This window comes from Pseudomonas sp. GM78 (genome assembly GCF_000282475.1).
Lineage (GTDB): Bacteria > Pseudomonadota > Gammaproteobacteria > Pseudomonadales > Pseudomonadaceae > Aquipseudomonas.
In genome coordinates, this window is the sequence record NZ_AKJF01000092.1 from 1 (window position 1) to 14,728 (window position 14,728).

Genomic DNA, 14,728 nt, shown 5'->3' on the forward strand with positions numbered 1-14,728 from the left:
AGGGGCAAGAGCCCTTGGTTACTTGGGGCTTTTCCAAGTGACTCGCCGTAAGGGCGAAACCATAGGTGGCCGTTACCGCAGGAATGGATATGTACTCCGAAAGAAAAGGATCATAGATCCGTGATGCACAATTCCCCCGTAGCGCGGATCAGCGCCTGGCCATGCAAAACATCCTTGATCAGCCCCGAGCGCTGTTCCGCCAGCCACTGCGGGCATTCGGGGTCGACGCGATAGGGCACGAAAGCGGCGTATTGCTGCAACAGGCGCGCTTGCAGTTCGTCCTGCTTTGCCCGCAGTTGATTGAGGTCCGGCCGTGGCAAGTCGGGTGCCTTGTGCGCCGCCTGCCATTGCGCAATCAGCCCGTACTGCACCAGTTTGTTGGCTTCGATCTGTGCGGCGATCAACTCGGCGGCTTCGTCCGGGTTCACGTTGCTACCGGTTGCCTGCTTCCTGGCGTTATTGATGAGCAGGGTTTCCCGGGCGGTATCCTGGATCGGTTTGCCACTGTCCCACTTGGTCAGCGCCACCAGATCGGAAATGTTCAGGCGCTCGTTGATGGTGTCCAGCAGTGGCTGCAGCGTTTCGGGTGCCGGGGAGGGGGCGGCGGCATTGGCGACGCTGGCGAATAAGCCGAACAGCGAGCAAGTCAGTACTTGCGGCAAGCGTGGGCAGTGGAACATAAGCAACCTCTCGGGCACGGGATGCGCATCAAGTCTTATGTATCACAGCTGACTCAGATGAACGATAGTTCAAGGAGTGCCTTGGCAATCGTCTGCCAGCAACCGCTCGATCTGCGCCAGCTCCCAGGTACTGAGCAAACTCACCGGGTCGGTACCGAAACGCAGCCCTCCGTCGAACGCGCGGCCATCCGGGCTCTGGCAATGCAGGCAGTGGCGCAGGTGAGTGTGGTCGACATCGAGGCTCAAGCGCCAACCCTCGATGTCGACCCATACGGGACCCGCTTGCCCAGCCAGGCGCTTGAGCGGGCGCAGGCCCAGGGCGGCGTCGCGCAGTTGCTGGTAAATCTCTCGAGCTATGAGGGGCGGCACAAGTGTCTCCGGCGGAATGGCGGCATGGCTGGAATCGGGCACACAGGATAGACGATCACGAACCAGGGAAAGAACCCTGCGACAAAAAGCCCGGCTGATCAGGCCGGGCTTTTTGTGGGTGCGGTGAAGCGATGGGGTCAGGCGACGGTGTTGCCTTGCAGGCGGTCAGAGCCATCGGCGGCGACGGTGTTGCCTTGCAGGCGGTCCGAGCCATCGGCAGCCACACGATTCTCGATCAAACGATCCGAACCACCTTCAGCCACCCGGCTTTCAATCAGACGATCCGAGCCACCTTCAGCCACGACAGGCTGAACAGAGGTAGCGGCAAAAGCGTTAACTGCAAAAACCGAGAAAGCGATGCTGAGGAGGGTTTGGCGTTTCATGATCGTGTGCTCCGGGGTGTAGTTGTTTGGTATGGAGCTGATGTTACGCCGTGCAGTTTTTAAGAGAACTTCATTGACGTGATGGTGAACATCGACGCTATTGATAGGGCCGGTGGCATACCCCTCGTGGGCATGATGACAGGGCGCAGCCTGTCGTCGGCTATGGCGCCCGGGCAAGTGAGCAGGGGTATGCTGGTTTTTTGCAGGGTCCACACTCTGATCGAGAGGATAAACCGATGCACGACTATTACGATCTGGGCACCTATAGCCGCCCCGTGACAACCGGTTCACCCCAGGCCCAACTCTGGTTCGACCGTGGCCTGATGTGGTGCTACGGCTACAACCACGACGAAGCCATCCGCTGTTTCCAGAAGGCCCTGGAACACGACCGCAACTGTGCGATGGCCTACTGGGGCATCGCCTACGCCTCGGGGCCCAACTACAACAAGCGCTGGGACGCCTTCATCGAGCAAGAGCTCAAGGAGGCCGTGGCCCAGGCGCGACTGGCGACGCAAATCGCGCTGGTGCACCTCGACGGCGCGACGCCGGTGGAGCAGGCCCTGATCCACGCGCTGCAGCAACGCTACCAGGCCGAGCAGGCGAGCAGCGTTGACGAGCTCTTCACCTGGAACGATGCCTATGCGGCGTCCATGCGCGATGTCTACCACAGCTTTAGCGACGATCCCGACGTGGTGGCGCTGTTCGCCGAAGCGCTGATCGATCGCACGCCCTGGCAGTTGTGGGACCTGAAAACCGGCCAGCCGGCAGCCGGCGCCGATACCCTCGAGACAGTGGCCGTGCTAGAGCACGCCCTGCAACGCATGGAGCAACACGGCGACGCTCCGCACCCCGGCGTGCTGCACATGTACGTCCACACCCTGGAAATGTCGCCGTACCCGGAACGGGCCCTGCGTGCGGGCGATATCCTGCGCGACCTGGTGCCGGACGCCGGGCATCTGCGTCATATGCCGTCGCACATCGACGTGCTCTGCGGCGATTACCGCGGGGCCATGATCACCAATCACCGGGCAATCCAGGCCGACAGCCGCTATCTGGCCGAGGAAGGGCCGATCAACTTCTACACCCTGTACCGCAGCCACAATTACCATTTCAAACTCTACTCGGCGATGTTCCTCGGCCAGTACCAGCCAGCCCTGGAAGCCGCCGTACAACTGGCCGATACCATCAAGGAAGACCTTTTGCGGGTGGAAAAACCGCCCATGGCCGACTGGCTGGAAAGCTTCGTGTCGATGAAGCTCCATGTGCAGATCCGCTTCGGCAAATGGCAAGACATCCTCGCCACGCCGCTGCCCGAGGACCAGGCGCTGTACTGCGTGACCACGGCCATGCTGCACTACGCCAAGGGCGTGGCTTTTGCTGCCAGCGGGCAAGTCGCCAGCGCCGAAGCCGAGCATCACCTGTTCCTTGAGGCGTGGGCCCGGGTGCCGGACACACGCTACCTCTTCAACAACCAATGCAACGATATCCTGGCGGTGGCCGCGGGCATGCTGCGCGGCGAAATCGAGTACCGCAAAGGTAACGTCGACGAAGCGTTTGCCCACCTGCGCGAGGCGCAAGCGCTGGACGATCACCTGCCGTACGACGAGCCCTGGGGTTGGATGCAACCGGTGCGCCATGCCCTGGGCGCGCTGTTGCTTGAACAGGGCAGGGTGGAAGAAGCCCTGCAGGCCTACCGTGCCGACCTGGGCCTGGACAACACCCTCAGTCGCGCCTCATGGCACCTGGACAATGTGTGGAGCCTGCACGGCTACGTGGAATGCTTGAAGCGCCTGGGTCGCGATGGCGAAGCGGCCGCTGCGCAGGTTCGCCTCAACATGGCCATGGCCCGGGCGGATGTGGAGATTTCGGCATCGTGTTTTTGCCGTATCGGTAAGGGTTGTTGCCAGTGAGGCATCCCCCGACGATTTGACGAAACTGTGACGCACAAAAGGCAGCACAATTAATCCCAGTGTCATCCGGCTGTCACTGAACCCATGGCAACATCCGCGCAACCGCCATGGGCGATCAAACTCGTCCACGGGCCGATGAATTTGCCGGGAACCCCACCATGAAAGGCGACGCCTCGCTATTTGCGGCCATTGACCTGGGCTCCAACGCGTTTCGCATGATGATTGGCCAGCAAGTCAGGCGCAGCCAGCAGATCCAGATCCAGGAAGTGAAAACCCTGCGTGAGCCCGTCCGCCTGGCGGAGGGCTTGCAGGGCGGCGCGCTCGACGAGCTGGCGCTGGACCGTGGCTGGCAAGCCCTGGCGCGTTTCGGCAAAAAACTGCGCGGTTTCGAAGCCGGTCGCGTGCGGGCGGTGGCCACCAGTGCCGTGCGCGAAGCCGAGAATGCGCAACTGTTCCTCGCCAGCGCCGAGCGGCACTTGGGGTTTCAGATCGATGTCATCTCCGGGAAAGAAGAGGCCCGGCTGGTGTACGCCGGTGTTGCCCATACGATTCCTGATCCCGAGCGCATGCGGCTGGTGGTGGACATTGGTGGCGGTTCCACCGAATTGATCCTGGGCAAGGGCGCACAGCCTCTCGTCACAGAAAGTATTGCCATCGGTAGCGGCACGCTGGGGGCGCGTTACTTTGCCGGTGGTGTGATTACTGCGAGGGCGCTGCTCGAAGCCGAGCGGGTCGCCACCCTGCAGTTCGAAAAGGTCGCACGGCGTTATCGAGCGCTGGGTTGGCAGCAGGCGATTGGCTCTTCCGGCACCGCACGCATGCTGGCCAAAGTGCTCAAGGCCAACGGGCTGAACGATGACGGCCAAAGCGGTATCACCTACAGCGGCCTGCTGCGCTTGTCCTTGCGATTGCTGGAGGTCGGGCATGTCCGGCAGCTCAAGCTGGCGGGCTTGCAAGCCCATCGACTGAGCATCCTGCCGGGTGGCCTGGTGGCAATGCTGGCGGCGTTCAAGGTGTTCGGCGTGTTGCACATGACGCCCTCGGAACCTGGATTGAGGCTGGGCGTGCTGCATGGGTTGATGTCCCGGCACTGACAGGGCGGCAGGTATTTTGCTCAAGCCTTTGCGTTGTAGGAGCCAGGCTTGCCGGCAAACCAGGCGCCGCGGTGTATCTGTTGTACCGTGTCATCGTACTTCGCGGGCAAGTCGGATCGCCGCCCGCACGCTCCTACTGGCGGACTGCACCGCTCGCGCCAATGACCACCCATCAGCCAGATCCCGCGCCTGAAGCGGGCCACTAGACTTCACAGGGGGGATGAAGTCTACGCAACTCAACTCAGGAGACCTGTGATGAACAGTGCATCTTGGCTGGCGTTGGTAGTGGCGGCAGGGGCGATTTCAGGCTGCGCGAGCAGAACCGAAATCGTCGATGTCCCCCTCGATGCTACCCCGCAAAACGCAGAGCATATCGCTCGAGCCACCCTCAGCCCGGTGGGCAATCAAACCAGCATCTGGCTCACCGTCGGTGGAGTCCCCCACGACATGGCGGTATCCAGCCGTCTCGACACCGCTATCTACGCAGGCTCGTGCCAGCAGTTGGGTGCACAACCGGCGTACAGGACCCGTCAGGCCAACAGCGTCGATTACCCGTCGCTGGCCCCGCGCACCCAACATTGGGCCCAGGCACCGGTGGCGCTGAGCGATCTGACCAAGGGCAGCTATGCCTTGCTGGTTCGCAGCAGCCCGGCAGACGGCAGTCGCGCACTTTTCTGCGGCAACATCAGCGCTGGCTAGGGGCGCATCAGGCAAGCCGTTCGGTACTGTGGCCTGCGCAACGTGCGCAGGCCATGGCCCGGTTCAGAAAAGGCTTCAAGCGCCGTACCAGGCGGCCATGACAATGAGCGTGAGAAAACAGGCCAGCTGAACGAAAAAGAAGCTGAACCGAACGGCCACGAAGCTGTTGGTTTGCACATGGCAGACATGCACCAGCGACTGGCACACCCGGGCAACCAGGATGAGAATGGACAGGTAGTCTACGGTGGGGCCGTGAACGCCAAGGGCTGAAATCACGACCACGATCGCGCCAAAGACAGGCAGATTCTCCACACAGTTCGCGTGCGCCCTGGTTGCGCGCTGATACCAATCCTCGCCTTCGAGCCGATCGCTTCGGAAAGAGGCGATCGGCACATTCGAGAACAGTATCCTGACCCAGCGATAGACCCCGACGGTTGCCATCAACAGCAGCAACGTCCAGGTCGCGAATCCAAGCAACATCCACATCGGTATCGTCATGGCGGCCAGCCTCGGTCAATGGCTCATGATGGGTGCCAGTGCGGCCTGGATCCTCGACATCTGGGCAGGCGTCGTCATGCGCGTCAGCAGCCGACCGAAGTGAGGATGCTGCACGCCCGAGACAATGTATTGCCAGCGGTAGGCACCCAGCACACAGGCTTTGATGCGTGCGGTCTGTTCGACACTGAATGAGCGTGAAGCATGGCGCATGAAGTACTCGGCATCGGCTGCCGATTGCGCCTGCAGGATGGCGTCGACGGCCGCCACCAGCGCTATCAGGTCGTCCACTGCCTGGTCGCACTCGTCGGGTGAAAGTTTTGCGTGCTCGGCCTTCCACTCCAGTTCATCGAGTACGACGTGCCGGCTTTCATCCATCCAGTGAAACTTGAACACGTCCTTGAACAGCGGGCACAACTCCTCGCGCGGGGCGATGCTTTGGGCGTAGTGGCTTTGCACGAACAGCTCGATATGGCAGGTCAGCGCGAGCACCGACCAGGTGCTGGACGCGAGCACCGCGCGCGCCACATCGTTTGGATCGGCCACTTGCCGATAGCCCGCCGGCAGTTGCGAACCAATCATCGTCTCCATGCGCCGGAACAGCTCCTGATGCTTGATCTCGTCGTTGGAAAAGCGTACCAGCGCTTCGAGTGCGAGTTGATCGTCAAAGACATGGGCGCGACCCTGATCGAGCATTTTGGCACTGATAAAGCGCTCGACCAGGCCGAAGAGGTACGCATAGGTCCGGCCTTGGATCTGGCTGAGCAGGCGCGCTTCATGCGCGGTGAGAAAGCTCAGGCGGTCGACGAGCGACAGTGAGTCGGGCAGGAATTTGCGCGAGAAGTCGAAACGCCGGTCCTGCAGCAGATCGCGATCGATCTGCCATTCGGCTTTCTTCGATGATCTGACCAGTTGAGCGTATCGGGCAGCGTTGCGCGAATCAGGGGCGGGGAGGGTCGTGAAGGTGTTCATGTCGATCTCCAGCTTTCCAGGTTGAGGGCGGTTGCCGTCGGAGCCAATGACCCTGATGAATCCTCTGGGGAGAGGCTCGATCGCTGAGTCCGCGTTGGTGCTAATCTAGGCCTCGCCGTCCGGGTGAAGAATGACCGCTGCGCCTGATTATTTGCTCCAGGCTCCGTAGAGGAGGGGTGGCAATTGCTCGATGCGCTTTCTGATGTCTTGCGTGTGATCCGGCTGTCTGGAGGGGTGTTCCTCGAGGCGGAGTTCACTGCGCCCTGGTGCATGAGCGGAAGAATCTCTGCCGACGATTGCAAACCGTTCCTGGCGGCGCCTCGACATATCATTGCCTCGCATTTTGTCGCGGCGGGGCACATGCAATTGCGCATCGGCGATGGCGCCCCCCTCGACGTGCGCGCAGGCGAACTGATTCTGTTGGCCCGCAACGACGTTCATACCTTTGGCAGTGACCTGAGCATTGCGCCCCTGTCGGCGCGCGACGTCATTACGCCGCCGCAAGCCGGTGGCATTTCACGCATCAAGTGCGGCGGGGGTGGGGAGGCCACACAGTTGCTGTGCGGCTTCCTTGGCTCTGAAACCCCCTTCAATCCGCTGCTGTCGTCGCTGCCGTCGGTATTGAAGCTGGACATGCGCGCCACGGCGTCGGGGGCCTGGATTGAAAGCTCATTCCGTTTCGCCGTGAGTCAGACCGTAGCAGGAAGCGTCGGCTCAGCGGCGGTCATCGCCAAACTCTCGGAATTGCTCTTCGTCGAAGCCGTCAGCCAGTACGTCGCGAGCCTCCCGGCCGAGCGGCGCGGGTGGTTGGCCGGTTTGCGCGATCCGCAGATCGGCCGCGCACTGGCGCTGCTCCATGCGCGTCCGACCGAGGACTGGACTGCAGAAGCCCTGGCGCTTGAGGTGGGCATGTCGCGCTCGGTATTCGCCCAGCGCTTCACCGCATTGGTCGGACAGCCACCGATGCAATACCTGACGCTCTGGCGGATGCACGTGGCGGCTCAACAGTTGCGTGAAGGTCGCGCGAATGTGGCGCAAATCGGTTTTTCAGTCGGCTACGAATCCGAAGCGGCGTTCAGTCGCGCCTTCAAGCGCCAGTTTGGTGCATCTCCCGGCACCTGGCGCAGACAATCGGCATGAGAAGGTCCTAGCCCCATCCCTTTGCGATCAGGCATGATCAGCGTTACATGAACCGGGACTTTCCTGACCTATGCCCGTCGACTTGCAAGCGCTCTACCCCAAACTGATCCACCTGATGCTGGACACGGTCTTCGTGGTCGACAGGGATAACCAGATCGTATTTGTCAGTGATGCCTGTCAGGCGCTGCTCGGCTACCGTGCTGAAGAGCTGACCGGCACCCCGATCACCGACTACATGCATCCTGACGACCTGGCGAAAACGCGCGCCTCCATTGTCCGGGTCATGAATGGCCAGCCGCACTTCGATTTTCGCAACCGGTATATCCGCAAGGATGGCGGTGTCGTGCACATCCTGTGGGCGGCCTTCTGGTCCGAGGAGGGGGGCGCGCGGATCGGTGTGGCGCGCAACGTCACGGCCCTCTGGCAGGCGGAGGAGGAATTGCGCTTCCTCGCCCATCATGACCCGCTGACGGGGCTGGCCAACCGCGCACTGTTCAATGATCGCCTGGACACGGCCCTGCGCACGGCCAACCGTCACGACAGCAGCCTGGCCTTGCTGTTTCTGGATATCAATGACTTCAAGGGCATCAACGATGTCCATGGCCATGCCGTGGGCGATCAGGTGCTCTGCATGATTGCCCGGCGGCTGCAAGGCTGCGTACGCGAGACGGACACGGTGGCCCGGATGGGCGGCGATGAATTCACTGTGCTGTTGACGGATATCCAGTCCCAGGGCGACGTGTGCGAGAAAGTCGCGCAGATTCTCGCGGTCATGGCCGAGCCACCGGATGCGGGCTCTGGCGCGCTCACCATGCCGTCCTGCAGTATCGGCATCGCCTGTTATCCTGCGGACGGGGAAGATGCCGATGCGTTGCTCAGCCACGCGGACGACGACATGTACCGGATAAAAAGGCAACGCAGCGCAGCCGGGTGAACTAGCGCCGCGCTGACAGTTGTTGCGGTGCCAGGAAGGCATCGTGGAAATAGTTACGGAACGCTTGCATGGCCGGGCTGAAATCACGCTCGCGATGCCAGGCCAGGCCTACGCTCATGGGGGTGACCTTGTCGGTGACGGTCAGGGTTTCGATGCGTTTGCCTTCCAGCGACCATGGGCGGTGCACCAGGTCCGAGAGGATCGCCACGCCGCTGCCATTGGCGACCATGCTGCGCACCGCTTCGACTGAACTGGTGCGCACCCGCACGTTGGGCTGCTGGTGCGCGTGTTCCCAGTAACGCATGGCGCTCTGTTCGGCTTCGTCGACGGTCAACAGGATATAGGGCTCCTGCGCAACGTCAGCCAGACTGACGGCGGAGCGCTCGAGCAGGGGATGATGGCTGGGCAGCCATAACCGGCGTTCGGAGTTGAAGAGGGTTTCCGAGACGATGTCCGGGTGCGTGAGGTTCGCGGTCAGCACCACCGCCATGTCGAATTTCCCTTCCAGCAGGCCTTGTTCGATGGCCGTGCGTTCTTGCTCGTGGACCTCGATGGCCACGTCCGGGTGCCAGTGTTCCAGCCGTTGCAGATGGTGCGGCAGAAAGTAGCCGATCACCGTGTAGCTCGCGGCCAGACGTAGCAGGCCACTGGCCCGGACGTCCGGCAGCGGGCTGTTCAGCGCATCGTCGACGCTGCGCAAAATCACGTAGGCGCGGTTGAGAAAATGCCGCCCGGCATCGGTCAGGCTCATGCCCTGGGCCGAGCGCTGGAACAACAGCGTGCCGAGCATGGCTTCAAGTTCCTTGATCGCGGTGGTCACCGCCGACTGGGAGATGTTCAGGTGAATGGCCGCCTGGGAGATTTGCCCGATCTCCGCGGTGGCGACGAAATAGCGGACCTGGCGCAGGGTCAGTGACATGAAAGCTCCGGCTGACGGACTATCTGTTTTTCAGAAGATGACCCCTCTGATAATAGATCTTCCCAAGGGGTTGGCGGGAATTTAACGTGGCCTGCATGAAGTCACAAGCGTCAGGAGCAAGCGTCATGCAGGCAGTAGATTTCAACTCGGACATGGGCGAAGGCTTTGGCCCGTGGACCATCGGCGATGGCGTCGACAACGAACTGATGGGCTTCATCAGCACCGCCAACATCGCCACCGGTTTCCATGCCGGCGACCCAAGCACCATGCGCCGTACCGTTGAACGGGCGAAGCAGCTGGGCGTGGCCATCGGCGCGCATCCGGGGTTTCGCGACCTGGTCGGGTTCGGCCGCCGCCATATCAATGCCCCGGCCCAGGAGCTGGTCGACGACATGCTTTACCAGTTGGGCGCACTGCGTGAGCTCGCCCGGGTTCAGGGCGTGGCGCTGCAACACATCAAGCCCCACGGTGCGCTCTACATGCATCTGGCCCGCGATGAGGAAGCCGCGCGTTTGCTGGTGGAAAACCTGCAGCGCCTGGAGCCTGAATTGCTGCTGTATTGCATGCCCAACTCAGTGATCTGGCGTGTCGCCAAAGAGCTCGGCCAACCGGTGATCCGCGAGTTCTACGCTGACCGCGAGTACGACCTCAGCGGCTCCATCGTCTTTACCCGCAACGTCCGTGCCTACGATCCTGCCCAAGTGGCGGCGCGGGTGCTGCGTGCCTGCCAGGAAGGCGTGGTGCGCACCGTCGAAGGCGAAGACCTGGCCATCGAATTCGATTCCATCTGTTTGCACAGCGATACGCCGGGCGCCCTGGCGTTGGTCCAGGCCACACGCCAAGCGCTGGATGACGCCGGGATCAAGGTTCGCGCACCGCGCTAAGCCCGCAAATCACAACGAAACACCAGGCACAGAGACGCCAGGGTTCAAACACCGATCAATTTTTATGCCTGCCTTTCTACAACTATTCCAAGAGGAACAGACATGGCCGAACAAACCGTTATTACCCCGTTGCCGGGCACCTTCTACCGTAAAGCCACACCGGACTCGCCGAACTACGTCGAGCCGGGCGCAGAGGTTAGCGCCGACACCGTGATTGGCCTGATCGAAGTCATGAAGCAGTTTTCCGAACTGACCGCCGGGACGGCCGGTCGCCTCAGCGCGTTTCTGGTTGAAGACGGTGATCCGGTGGAGCCGGGTCAGGTCATCGCCACACTCGACGACGCGTGAGGGCGACACCATGACTCAAGGTATTCGTAAATTACTCATCGCCAACCGTGGTGAAATCGCTGTGCGGATTATCCGCGCCGCCAAAGAACTGGGGATTCCCACCGTTGCCGCCTGCAGCGAAGCGGACGTCGACTCCCAGGCCGCGCGCATGGCTGATGAGGTGCATATCCTCGGCCCGGCCCGCGCCGATAAAAGCTATCTGAACGTCGAGGCGTTGCTCGGCGCCTTGAAAGCCACCGGCGCCAATGCGGTACACCCCGGCTACGGCTTTCTCTCGGAGAACGCTGATTTTGCTGAAGCGGTTGTCGCCGCCGGAGCGATTTTCGTCGGGCCCAGCGCCGAGACGATCCGGCGCATGGGCGACAAGGCCGAAGCCCGGCGCACCGCGCAAGCGGCTGGCGTGCCGGTGGTGCCGGGATCGCCCGGTGAGTTGTTCGACGTCGAGTCGGCGCTCAAGGCGGCCGAATCCGTCGGCTTCCCATTGCTGATCAAGGCCTCGGCCGGTGGTGGCGGACGTGGCATTCGCCTGGCGGAAAACGCCCAGCAACTGAGCGAAGAATTTCCCCGTTCCCAGCGCGAAGCCCAGGCCGCATTCGGCAATGGTGCGGTGTACCTGGAACGGTTCATCGGCAAGGCCCGGCACATCGAAGTGCAGGTGTTGGGCGATGGTCAGCACGCCGTGCACCTGTTCGAGCGCGAGTGCTCGCTGCAGCGTCGGCGTCAGAAGATCTTTGAAGAAGCGCCGTCGCCGGTCCTCAACCCGCAACAGCGCGAGACGCTCTGCGCCAGTGCTGTGCGCTTGACCGAAGCCCTCGGCTACAAAGGCGCCGGCACCTTGGAGTATCTGTACGACGACGCTACCGGCGAGTTTTTCTTTATCGAGATGAACACGCGGATTCAGGTGGAGCACCCAGTCAGCGAACTCATCACCGGTATCGATCTGGTCCAGGCCATGCTGCGCATTGCCGGTGGCGAGCCGCTGGGCTTGCAGCAAAGCGATATCCAGCTCAACGGCGCTGCGCTGCAAATGCGCTTGAACGCCGAAGACCCGGCACGGGATTTCTTCCCCAGCCCAGGTCTGGTCGAATCGCTGGTCTGGCCGCAAGGGGAGGGTGTGCGGGTCGACAGTCATCTCTATCAAGGCTACCGCGTGCCGCCTTACTATGACTCGTTGCTGGCCAAGCTGATCGTGCATGGCCGCGACCGCAACGAAGCGCTGGCCCGTGCCCGAGTGGCGGTCGAACAAACCACGCTCACCGGCATGGCCAGCACCCTGTCGCTCCACGCTGAGCTGCTGGAACAACCGTGGCTGCACAGCGCCGACTTCCACACCGGTACCCTGGAAACCTGGCTGGCCGCGCGCCGCAGCGGAGGTGAAGCATGAGCAGTCCAATCCGCTACAGCTTTGGCGCCGACGAGCATTTGTTCGCCGAAGTCAGCGACAGCATGTCACTTGAAGCGTTCTTCAAGGGCATGGCCGTGACCCGTGCGGTAGAGCGGCTGGCACTGGATGGCGTACTCGATGTGTGCCTGGCCAATGCCTCGTTCCAGATCCGTTTCGACCCGGACCGCATCGCGCCCCAGACCTTGCTCGAAGCGGTAAAAGGCGCAGAAGCCGAAGCCGTGGCCGAGCGCACGTTGCAGACCCGGATCATCGAGATTCCGGTGCTCTATAACGATCCCTGGACCCACGAAACCCTGATGCGCTTTCGCGACCGCCACCAGGACCCGAGCGCCACGGACCTGGAGTACGCCGCACGGATCAACGGCCTGGCGGACGTCGAGGCGTTCATCGCCGCCCACAGTGGCGCGCCATGGTTTGTCTCGATGGTGGGCTTCGTCGCGGGCCTGCCGTTCATGTTCCAGATGGTCGAGCGCGAGCGTCAGTTGCAGGTGCCCAAGTACCTGCGGCCACGCACCGATACGCCGAAATTGACCCTGGGTCATGGCGGTTGCTTCGGCTGCATCTACTCGGTGCGCGGGGCCGGTGGTTATCAGATGTTCGGCGTCACGCCGGCCCCGATCTACGACCCGCAGCAGAACCTGGCCTATCTCAAAGAGCACATGGTGTTCTTCCGCCCCGGTGACATCGTGCAGTTCAAGCCGATGGACCGTGAGGAATACGACTGCGCGGTGGCCGAAGTCGAAGCCGGGCGCTTCGATCTGCGGATCCGCTCGGTGGAGTTTTCACTGGATGCGTTCCTGGCCGATCCCGTCGGCTATCCCAAGTCGCTGCAGGAGGTGCTGGCATGATCAAGGTACTCAAACCCGGTCTCGCCACCTCGGTACAGGACCTGGGCCGCGAAGGTTACTACCACCTGGGCATCCCGCCATCGGGTGCGCTCGACCAATACGCGTTGAGCGCCGCCAACCAGTTGGTCGGCAATCCGGCGGGGGCGGCGGCGCTTGAATGCACGTTGCTCGGCCCGGAACTGGAATTTGCCCAAGACGCGTTGGTGGCCGTGTGCGGTGCGCACATGACGCCAAAGGTCGACGGCGTAGACATGCATCTCGACACCGCCTTCACGGTCAAGGCCGGGCAAGTGCTGCGCTTTGACTTTCCGAAGGCCGGTGCGCGTGCCTATCTGGCGGTCGCCGGTGGGATCGATGTGCCGCTGGTGCTCGGCAGCCGTTCGACCTATGCGCTGGGTGCGCTCGGCGGTTTTCAAGGGCGTCGCCTGATCGCCGGCGATGAACTGCCCGTGGGCATCGCCAGTGGCAAAGGCCGCGCCGGCGCCAGTTTACCGATGGCCCTGCGCCAATCCCTGGGGGGCGAAATCACCCTGCGCGTGGTGCCAGGGCTGTACTACGACCGCTTGACCCCAGCGGCGGCGGACAGCTTTTTCGCCGAGGCCTGGACCGTCGGTTCCGAGGCGGACCGCATCGGCTATCGCTTCAAGGGCGGCAGCCCGCTGACTTTCCAACCGCGTGAGCAACCCTTCGGCGCCGGTTCCGATCCGTCGAACATCGTCGACAGTTGCTACCCGATCGGCTCGATCCAGGTGCCCGCCGGCCTCGAACCCATCGTGCTGCACCGCGATGCAGTGTCCGGTGGCGGCTACGCGATGATCGGCACGGTGATCAGCGCCGACCTCGACCTGATCGGCCAGATGCAACCCAACCAGAAAGCCCGTTTCGTGGCGGTGACCCTCGAAGAAGCGCTGGAAGCGCGACGCTCCTACAAGAAAAAACTCAGCTGCCTGAGCAAGCTGTTCCCTTCCTGATTCTGCCCGCCGCACTGCGCGGGTAACGCCAAACGGCAAGCCAACGCCGCACTACGGTGCGGTGGCGGCTGCCCGCGCTTCAACCTTTGACTGGTTCTGGAGTTCACGCATATGGCTGCTTTATCGCAATCGAGTCAAACCGGGCAGGACCCGGCCAATCACCCCGTTCCACCTCAAGCGCGCATGGGCCGGTTGTCCCTGACCATGGCCTGGTGGGCGGTGTGCAGTGCGATGTTCTACATCGTGGTGGGCGCTTCCCTGGCGCTGTCCTATGGCGCGCGCAATGCGCTGATCGGCATGCTGTTGTCGGTGATCAGCTACGGGCTGGTCAACAGCGTGCTCAGCCGCTTCGCGATCCGCAGCGGCTTGTCAGTGGCATTGTTCTCGCGGCTGTTGTTCGGCAGCACCGGGGCCTGCCTGGCGACCTTGATCTTCTTTTCCACGGCGATCTATTACGCGGTGTTCGAAGGTTCGGTGATCGCCGTGGCGCTCAATCATCTGTACCCGGAACTGGTCTATCCACTGGCCGCGTTGCTGGTGGTGATGTACAGCGTGCCGATGATCCTGGGCAGCGTGCAGCACTGGCTGGACAAGCTCAATGGCGTGCTGCTGCCGGTCTACCTGGGTGGCTTGCTGGTGGCGGTGGGGCTGTCGATCAGCCGCTATGGCTACCAGCC

The 14,728-nt window shown here is 62.4% G+C and carries 16 protein-coding genes and 1 pseudogene; 11 read left to right on the forward strand and 6 right to left on the reverse strand.

Features of this window, described 5'->3' with window-relative positions:
* Positions 1-110: 110 nt before the first annotated feature.
* The 3 genes from PMI35_RS16350 to PMI35_RS16340 form a co-directional block, all read right to left on the reverse strand.
* Positions 111-680, reverse strand: a complete 570-nt coding sequence (locus PMI35_RS16350; protein ID WP_008059677.1) for a chorismate mutase — start codon at positions 678-680, stop codon at positions 111-113.
* A gap of 69 nt (positions 681-749) precedes the next feature.
* Positions 750-1,049 carry a DUF7693 family protein gene (locus PMI35_RS16345; RefSeq protein ID WP_008059679.1) on the reverse strand — a complete coding sequence of 100 codons (300 nt, stop codon included), beginning with the start codon at positions 1,047-1,049 and terminating at the stop codon, positions 750-752.
* Positions 1,050-1,186: 137 nt separating this feature from the next.
* Positions 1,187-1,432: a hypothetical protein gene (locus PMI35_RS16340; protein ID WP_008059682.1), complete on the reverse strand. Its 246-nt coding sequence runs from the start codon at positions 1,430-1,432 to the stop codon at positions 1,187-1,189.
* A 236-nt stretch (positions 1,433-1,668) separates the two neighbouring features.
* Here PMI35_RS16340 and PMI35_RS16335 point away from each other — a divergent pair, with 236 nt between their 5' ends.
* From PMI35_RS16335 to PMI35_RS16325, 3 genes are all read left to right on the forward strand, one after another.
* Positions 1,669-3,342, forward strand: a complete 1,674-nt coding sequence (locus tag PMI35_RS16335) for a tetratricopeptide repeat protein (protein WP_008059684.1) — start codon at positions 1,669-1,671, stop codon at positions 3,340-3,342.
* A gap of 158 nt (positions 3,343-3,500) precedes the next feature.
* On the forward strand, positions 3,501-4,436 hold the full coding sequence (locus PMI35_RS16330; protein WP_008059686.1) for a Ppx/GppA family phosphatase: 936 nt from the start codon (positions 3,501-3,503) through the stop codon (positions 4,434-4,436).
* A gap of 255 nt (positions 4,437-4,691) precedes the next feature.
* Positions 4,692-5,135 (forward strand): hypothetical protein, encoded by a 444-nt coding sequence (locus PMI35_RS16325; RefSeq protein WP_008059688.1) that lies wholly within the window; start codon positions 4,692-4,694, stop codon positions 5,133-5,135.
* A gap of 75 nt (positions 5,136-5,210) precedes the next feature.
* On the opposite strand, the gene PMI35_RS16320 is transcribed toward PMI35_RS16325, so the two are convergent.
* Positions 5,211-5,633 (reverse strand): MAPEG family protein, encoded by a 423-nt coding sequence (locus PMI35_RS16320; protein WP_008059690.1) that lies wholly within the window; start codon positions 5,631-5,633, stop codon positions 5,211-5,213.
* A 15-nt stretch (positions 5,634-5,648) separates the two neighbouring features.
* Positions 5,649-6,602, reverse strand: coding sequence for a diiron oxygenase (locus tag PMI35_RS16315; protein WP_008059691.1), 954 nt, complete (start codon positions 6,600-6,602; stop codon positions 5,649-5,651).
* Positions 6,603-6,785: 183 nt separating this feature from the next.
* Here PMI35_RS16315 and PMI35_RS16310 point away from each other — a divergent pair, with 183 nt between their 5' ends.
* Both PMI35_RS16310 and PMI35_RS16305 read left to right on the forward strand, forming a co-directional pair.
* Complete coding sequence (locus PMI35_RS16310; protein WP_008059693.1) at positions 6,786-7,742, forward strand: AraC family transcriptional regulator; 957 nt, start codon at positions 6,786-6,788, stop codon at positions 7,740-7,742.
* 70 nt (positions 7,743-7,812) lie between these two features.
* Positions 7,813-8,676 carry a sensor domain-containing diguanylate cyclase gene (locus PMI35_RS16305; RefSeq protein WP_008059695.1) on the forward strand — a complete coding sequence of 288 codons (864 nt, stop codon included), beginning with the start codon at positions 7,813-7,815 and terminating at the stop codon, positions 8,674-8,676.
* Position 8,677: 1 nt separating this feature from the next.
* Here PMI35_RS16305 and PMI35_RS16300 read toward each other — a convergent pair whose 3' ends face one another.
* Positions 8,678-9,595: a LysR family transcriptional regulator gene (locus PMI35_RS16300; RefSeq protein WP_008059697.1), complete on the reverse strand. Its 918-nt coding sequence runs from the start codon at positions 9,593-9,595 to the stop codon at positions 8,678-8,680.
* A 125-nt stretch (positions 9,596-9,720) separates the two neighbouring features.
* Here PMI35_RS16300 and PMI35_RS16295 point away from each other — a divergent pair, with 125 nt between their 5' ends.
* The 6 genes and pseudogenes from PMI35_RS16295 to PMI35_RS16270 form a co-directional block, all read left to right on the forward strand.
* The gene (locus tag PMI35_RS16295) at positions 9,721-10,479 is read left to right on the forward strand and encodes a 5-oxoprolinase subunit PxpA (protein WP_008059699.1); all 759 of its coding nucleotides are present in this window, start codon (positions 9,721-9,723) and stop codon (positions 10,477-10,479) included.
* Positions 10,480-10,581: 102 nt separating this feature from the next.
* Positions 10,582-10,827, forward strand: a complete 246-nt coding sequence (locus PMI35_RS16290) for an acetyl-CoA carboxylase (protein ID WP_008059700.1) — start codon at positions 10,582-10,584, stop codon at positions 10,825-10,827.
* 10 nt (positions 10,828-10,837) lie between these two features.
* Positions 10,838-12,211, forward strand: coding sequence for an acetyl-CoA carboxylase biotin carboxylase subunit (locus tag PMI35_RS16285; RefSeq protein WP_008059702.1), 1,374 nt, complete (start codon positions 10,838-10,840; stop codon positions 12,209-12,211).
* Positions 12,208-13,080 (forward strand): 5-oxoprolinase subunit B family protein, encoded by an 873-nt coding sequence (locus PMI35_RS16280; RefSeq protein ID WP_008059704.1) that lies wholly within the window; start codon positions 12,208-12,210, stop codon positions 13,078-13,080. The genes PMI35_RS16285 and PMI35_RS16280 overlap by 4 nt, the downstream gene beginning before the upstream one ends.
* The gene (locus PMI35_RS16275; RefSeq protein WP_008059706.1) at positions 13,077-14,051 is read left to right on the forward strand and encodes a biotin-dependent carboxyltransferase family protein; all 975 of its coding nucleotides are present in this window, start codon (positions 13,077-13,079) and stop codon (positions 14,049-14,051) included. Before PMI35_RS16280 ends, PMI35_RS16275 begins: the two co-directional genes overlap by 4 nt.
* Before the next feature lie 111 nt (positions 14,052-14,162).
* A pseudogene (locus PMI35_RS16270) lies at positions 14,163-14,728 on the forward strand (allantoin permease); the annotation flags it as partial.

Coding starts and splice junctions, on each gene's coding strand:
- PMI35_RS16290 (WP_008059700.1), top strand. CDS start 10,582: ATGGCCGAACAAACCGTTATTACCCCGTTGCCGGGCACCTTCTACCGT.
- PMI35_RS16300 (WP_008059697.1), bottom strand. CDS start 9,595: ATGTCACTGACCCTGCGCCAGGTCCGCTATTTCGTCGCCACCGCGGAG.
- PMI35_RS16280 (WP_008059704.1), top strand. CDS start 12,208: ATGAGCAGTCCAATCCGCTACAGCTTTGGCGCCGACGAGCATTTGTTC.
- PMI35_RS16335 (WP_008059684.1), top strand. CDS start 1,669: ATGCACGACTATTACGATCTGGGCACCTATAGCCGCCCCGTGACAACC.
- PMI35_RS16315 (WP_008059691.1), bottom strand. CDS start 6,602: ATGAACACCTTCACGACCCTCCCCGCCCCTGATTCGCGCAACGCTGCC.
- PMI35_RS16330 (WP_008059686.1), top strand. CDS start 3,501: ATGAAAGGCGACGCCTCGCTATTTGCGGCCATTGACCTGGGCTCCAAC.
- PMI35_RS16320 (WP_008059690.1), bottom strand. CDS start 5,633: ATGACGATACCGATGTGGATGTTGCTTGGATTCGCGACCTGGACGTTG.
- PMI35_RS16305 (WP_008059695.1), top strand. CDS start 7,813: ATGCCCGTCGACTTGCAAGCGCTCTACCCCAAACTGATCCACCTGATG.
- PMI35_RS16325 (WP_008059688.1), top strand. CDS start 4,692: ATGAACAGTGCATCTTGGCTGGCGTTGGTAGTGGCGGCAGGGGCGATT.
- PMI35_RS16275 (WP_008059706.1), top strand. CDS start 13,077: ATGATCAAGGTACTCAAACCCGGTCTCGCCACCTCGGTACAGGACCTG.
- PMI35_RS16295 (WP_008059699.1), top strand. CDS start 9,721: ATGCAGGCAGTAGATTTCAACTCGGACATGGGCGAAGGCTTTGGCCCG.
- PMI35_RS16340 (WP_008059682.1), bottom strand. CDS start 1,432: ATGAAACGCCAAACCCTCCTCAGCATCGCTTTCTCGGTTTTTGCAGTT.
- PMI35_RS16350 (WP_008059677.1), bottom strand. CDS start 680: ATGTTCCACTGCCCACGCTTGCCGCAAGTACTGACTTGCTCGCTGTTC.
- PMI35_RS16285 (WP_008059702.1), top strand. CDS start 10,838: ATGACTCAAGGTATTCGTAAATTACTCATCGCCAACCGTGGTGAAATC.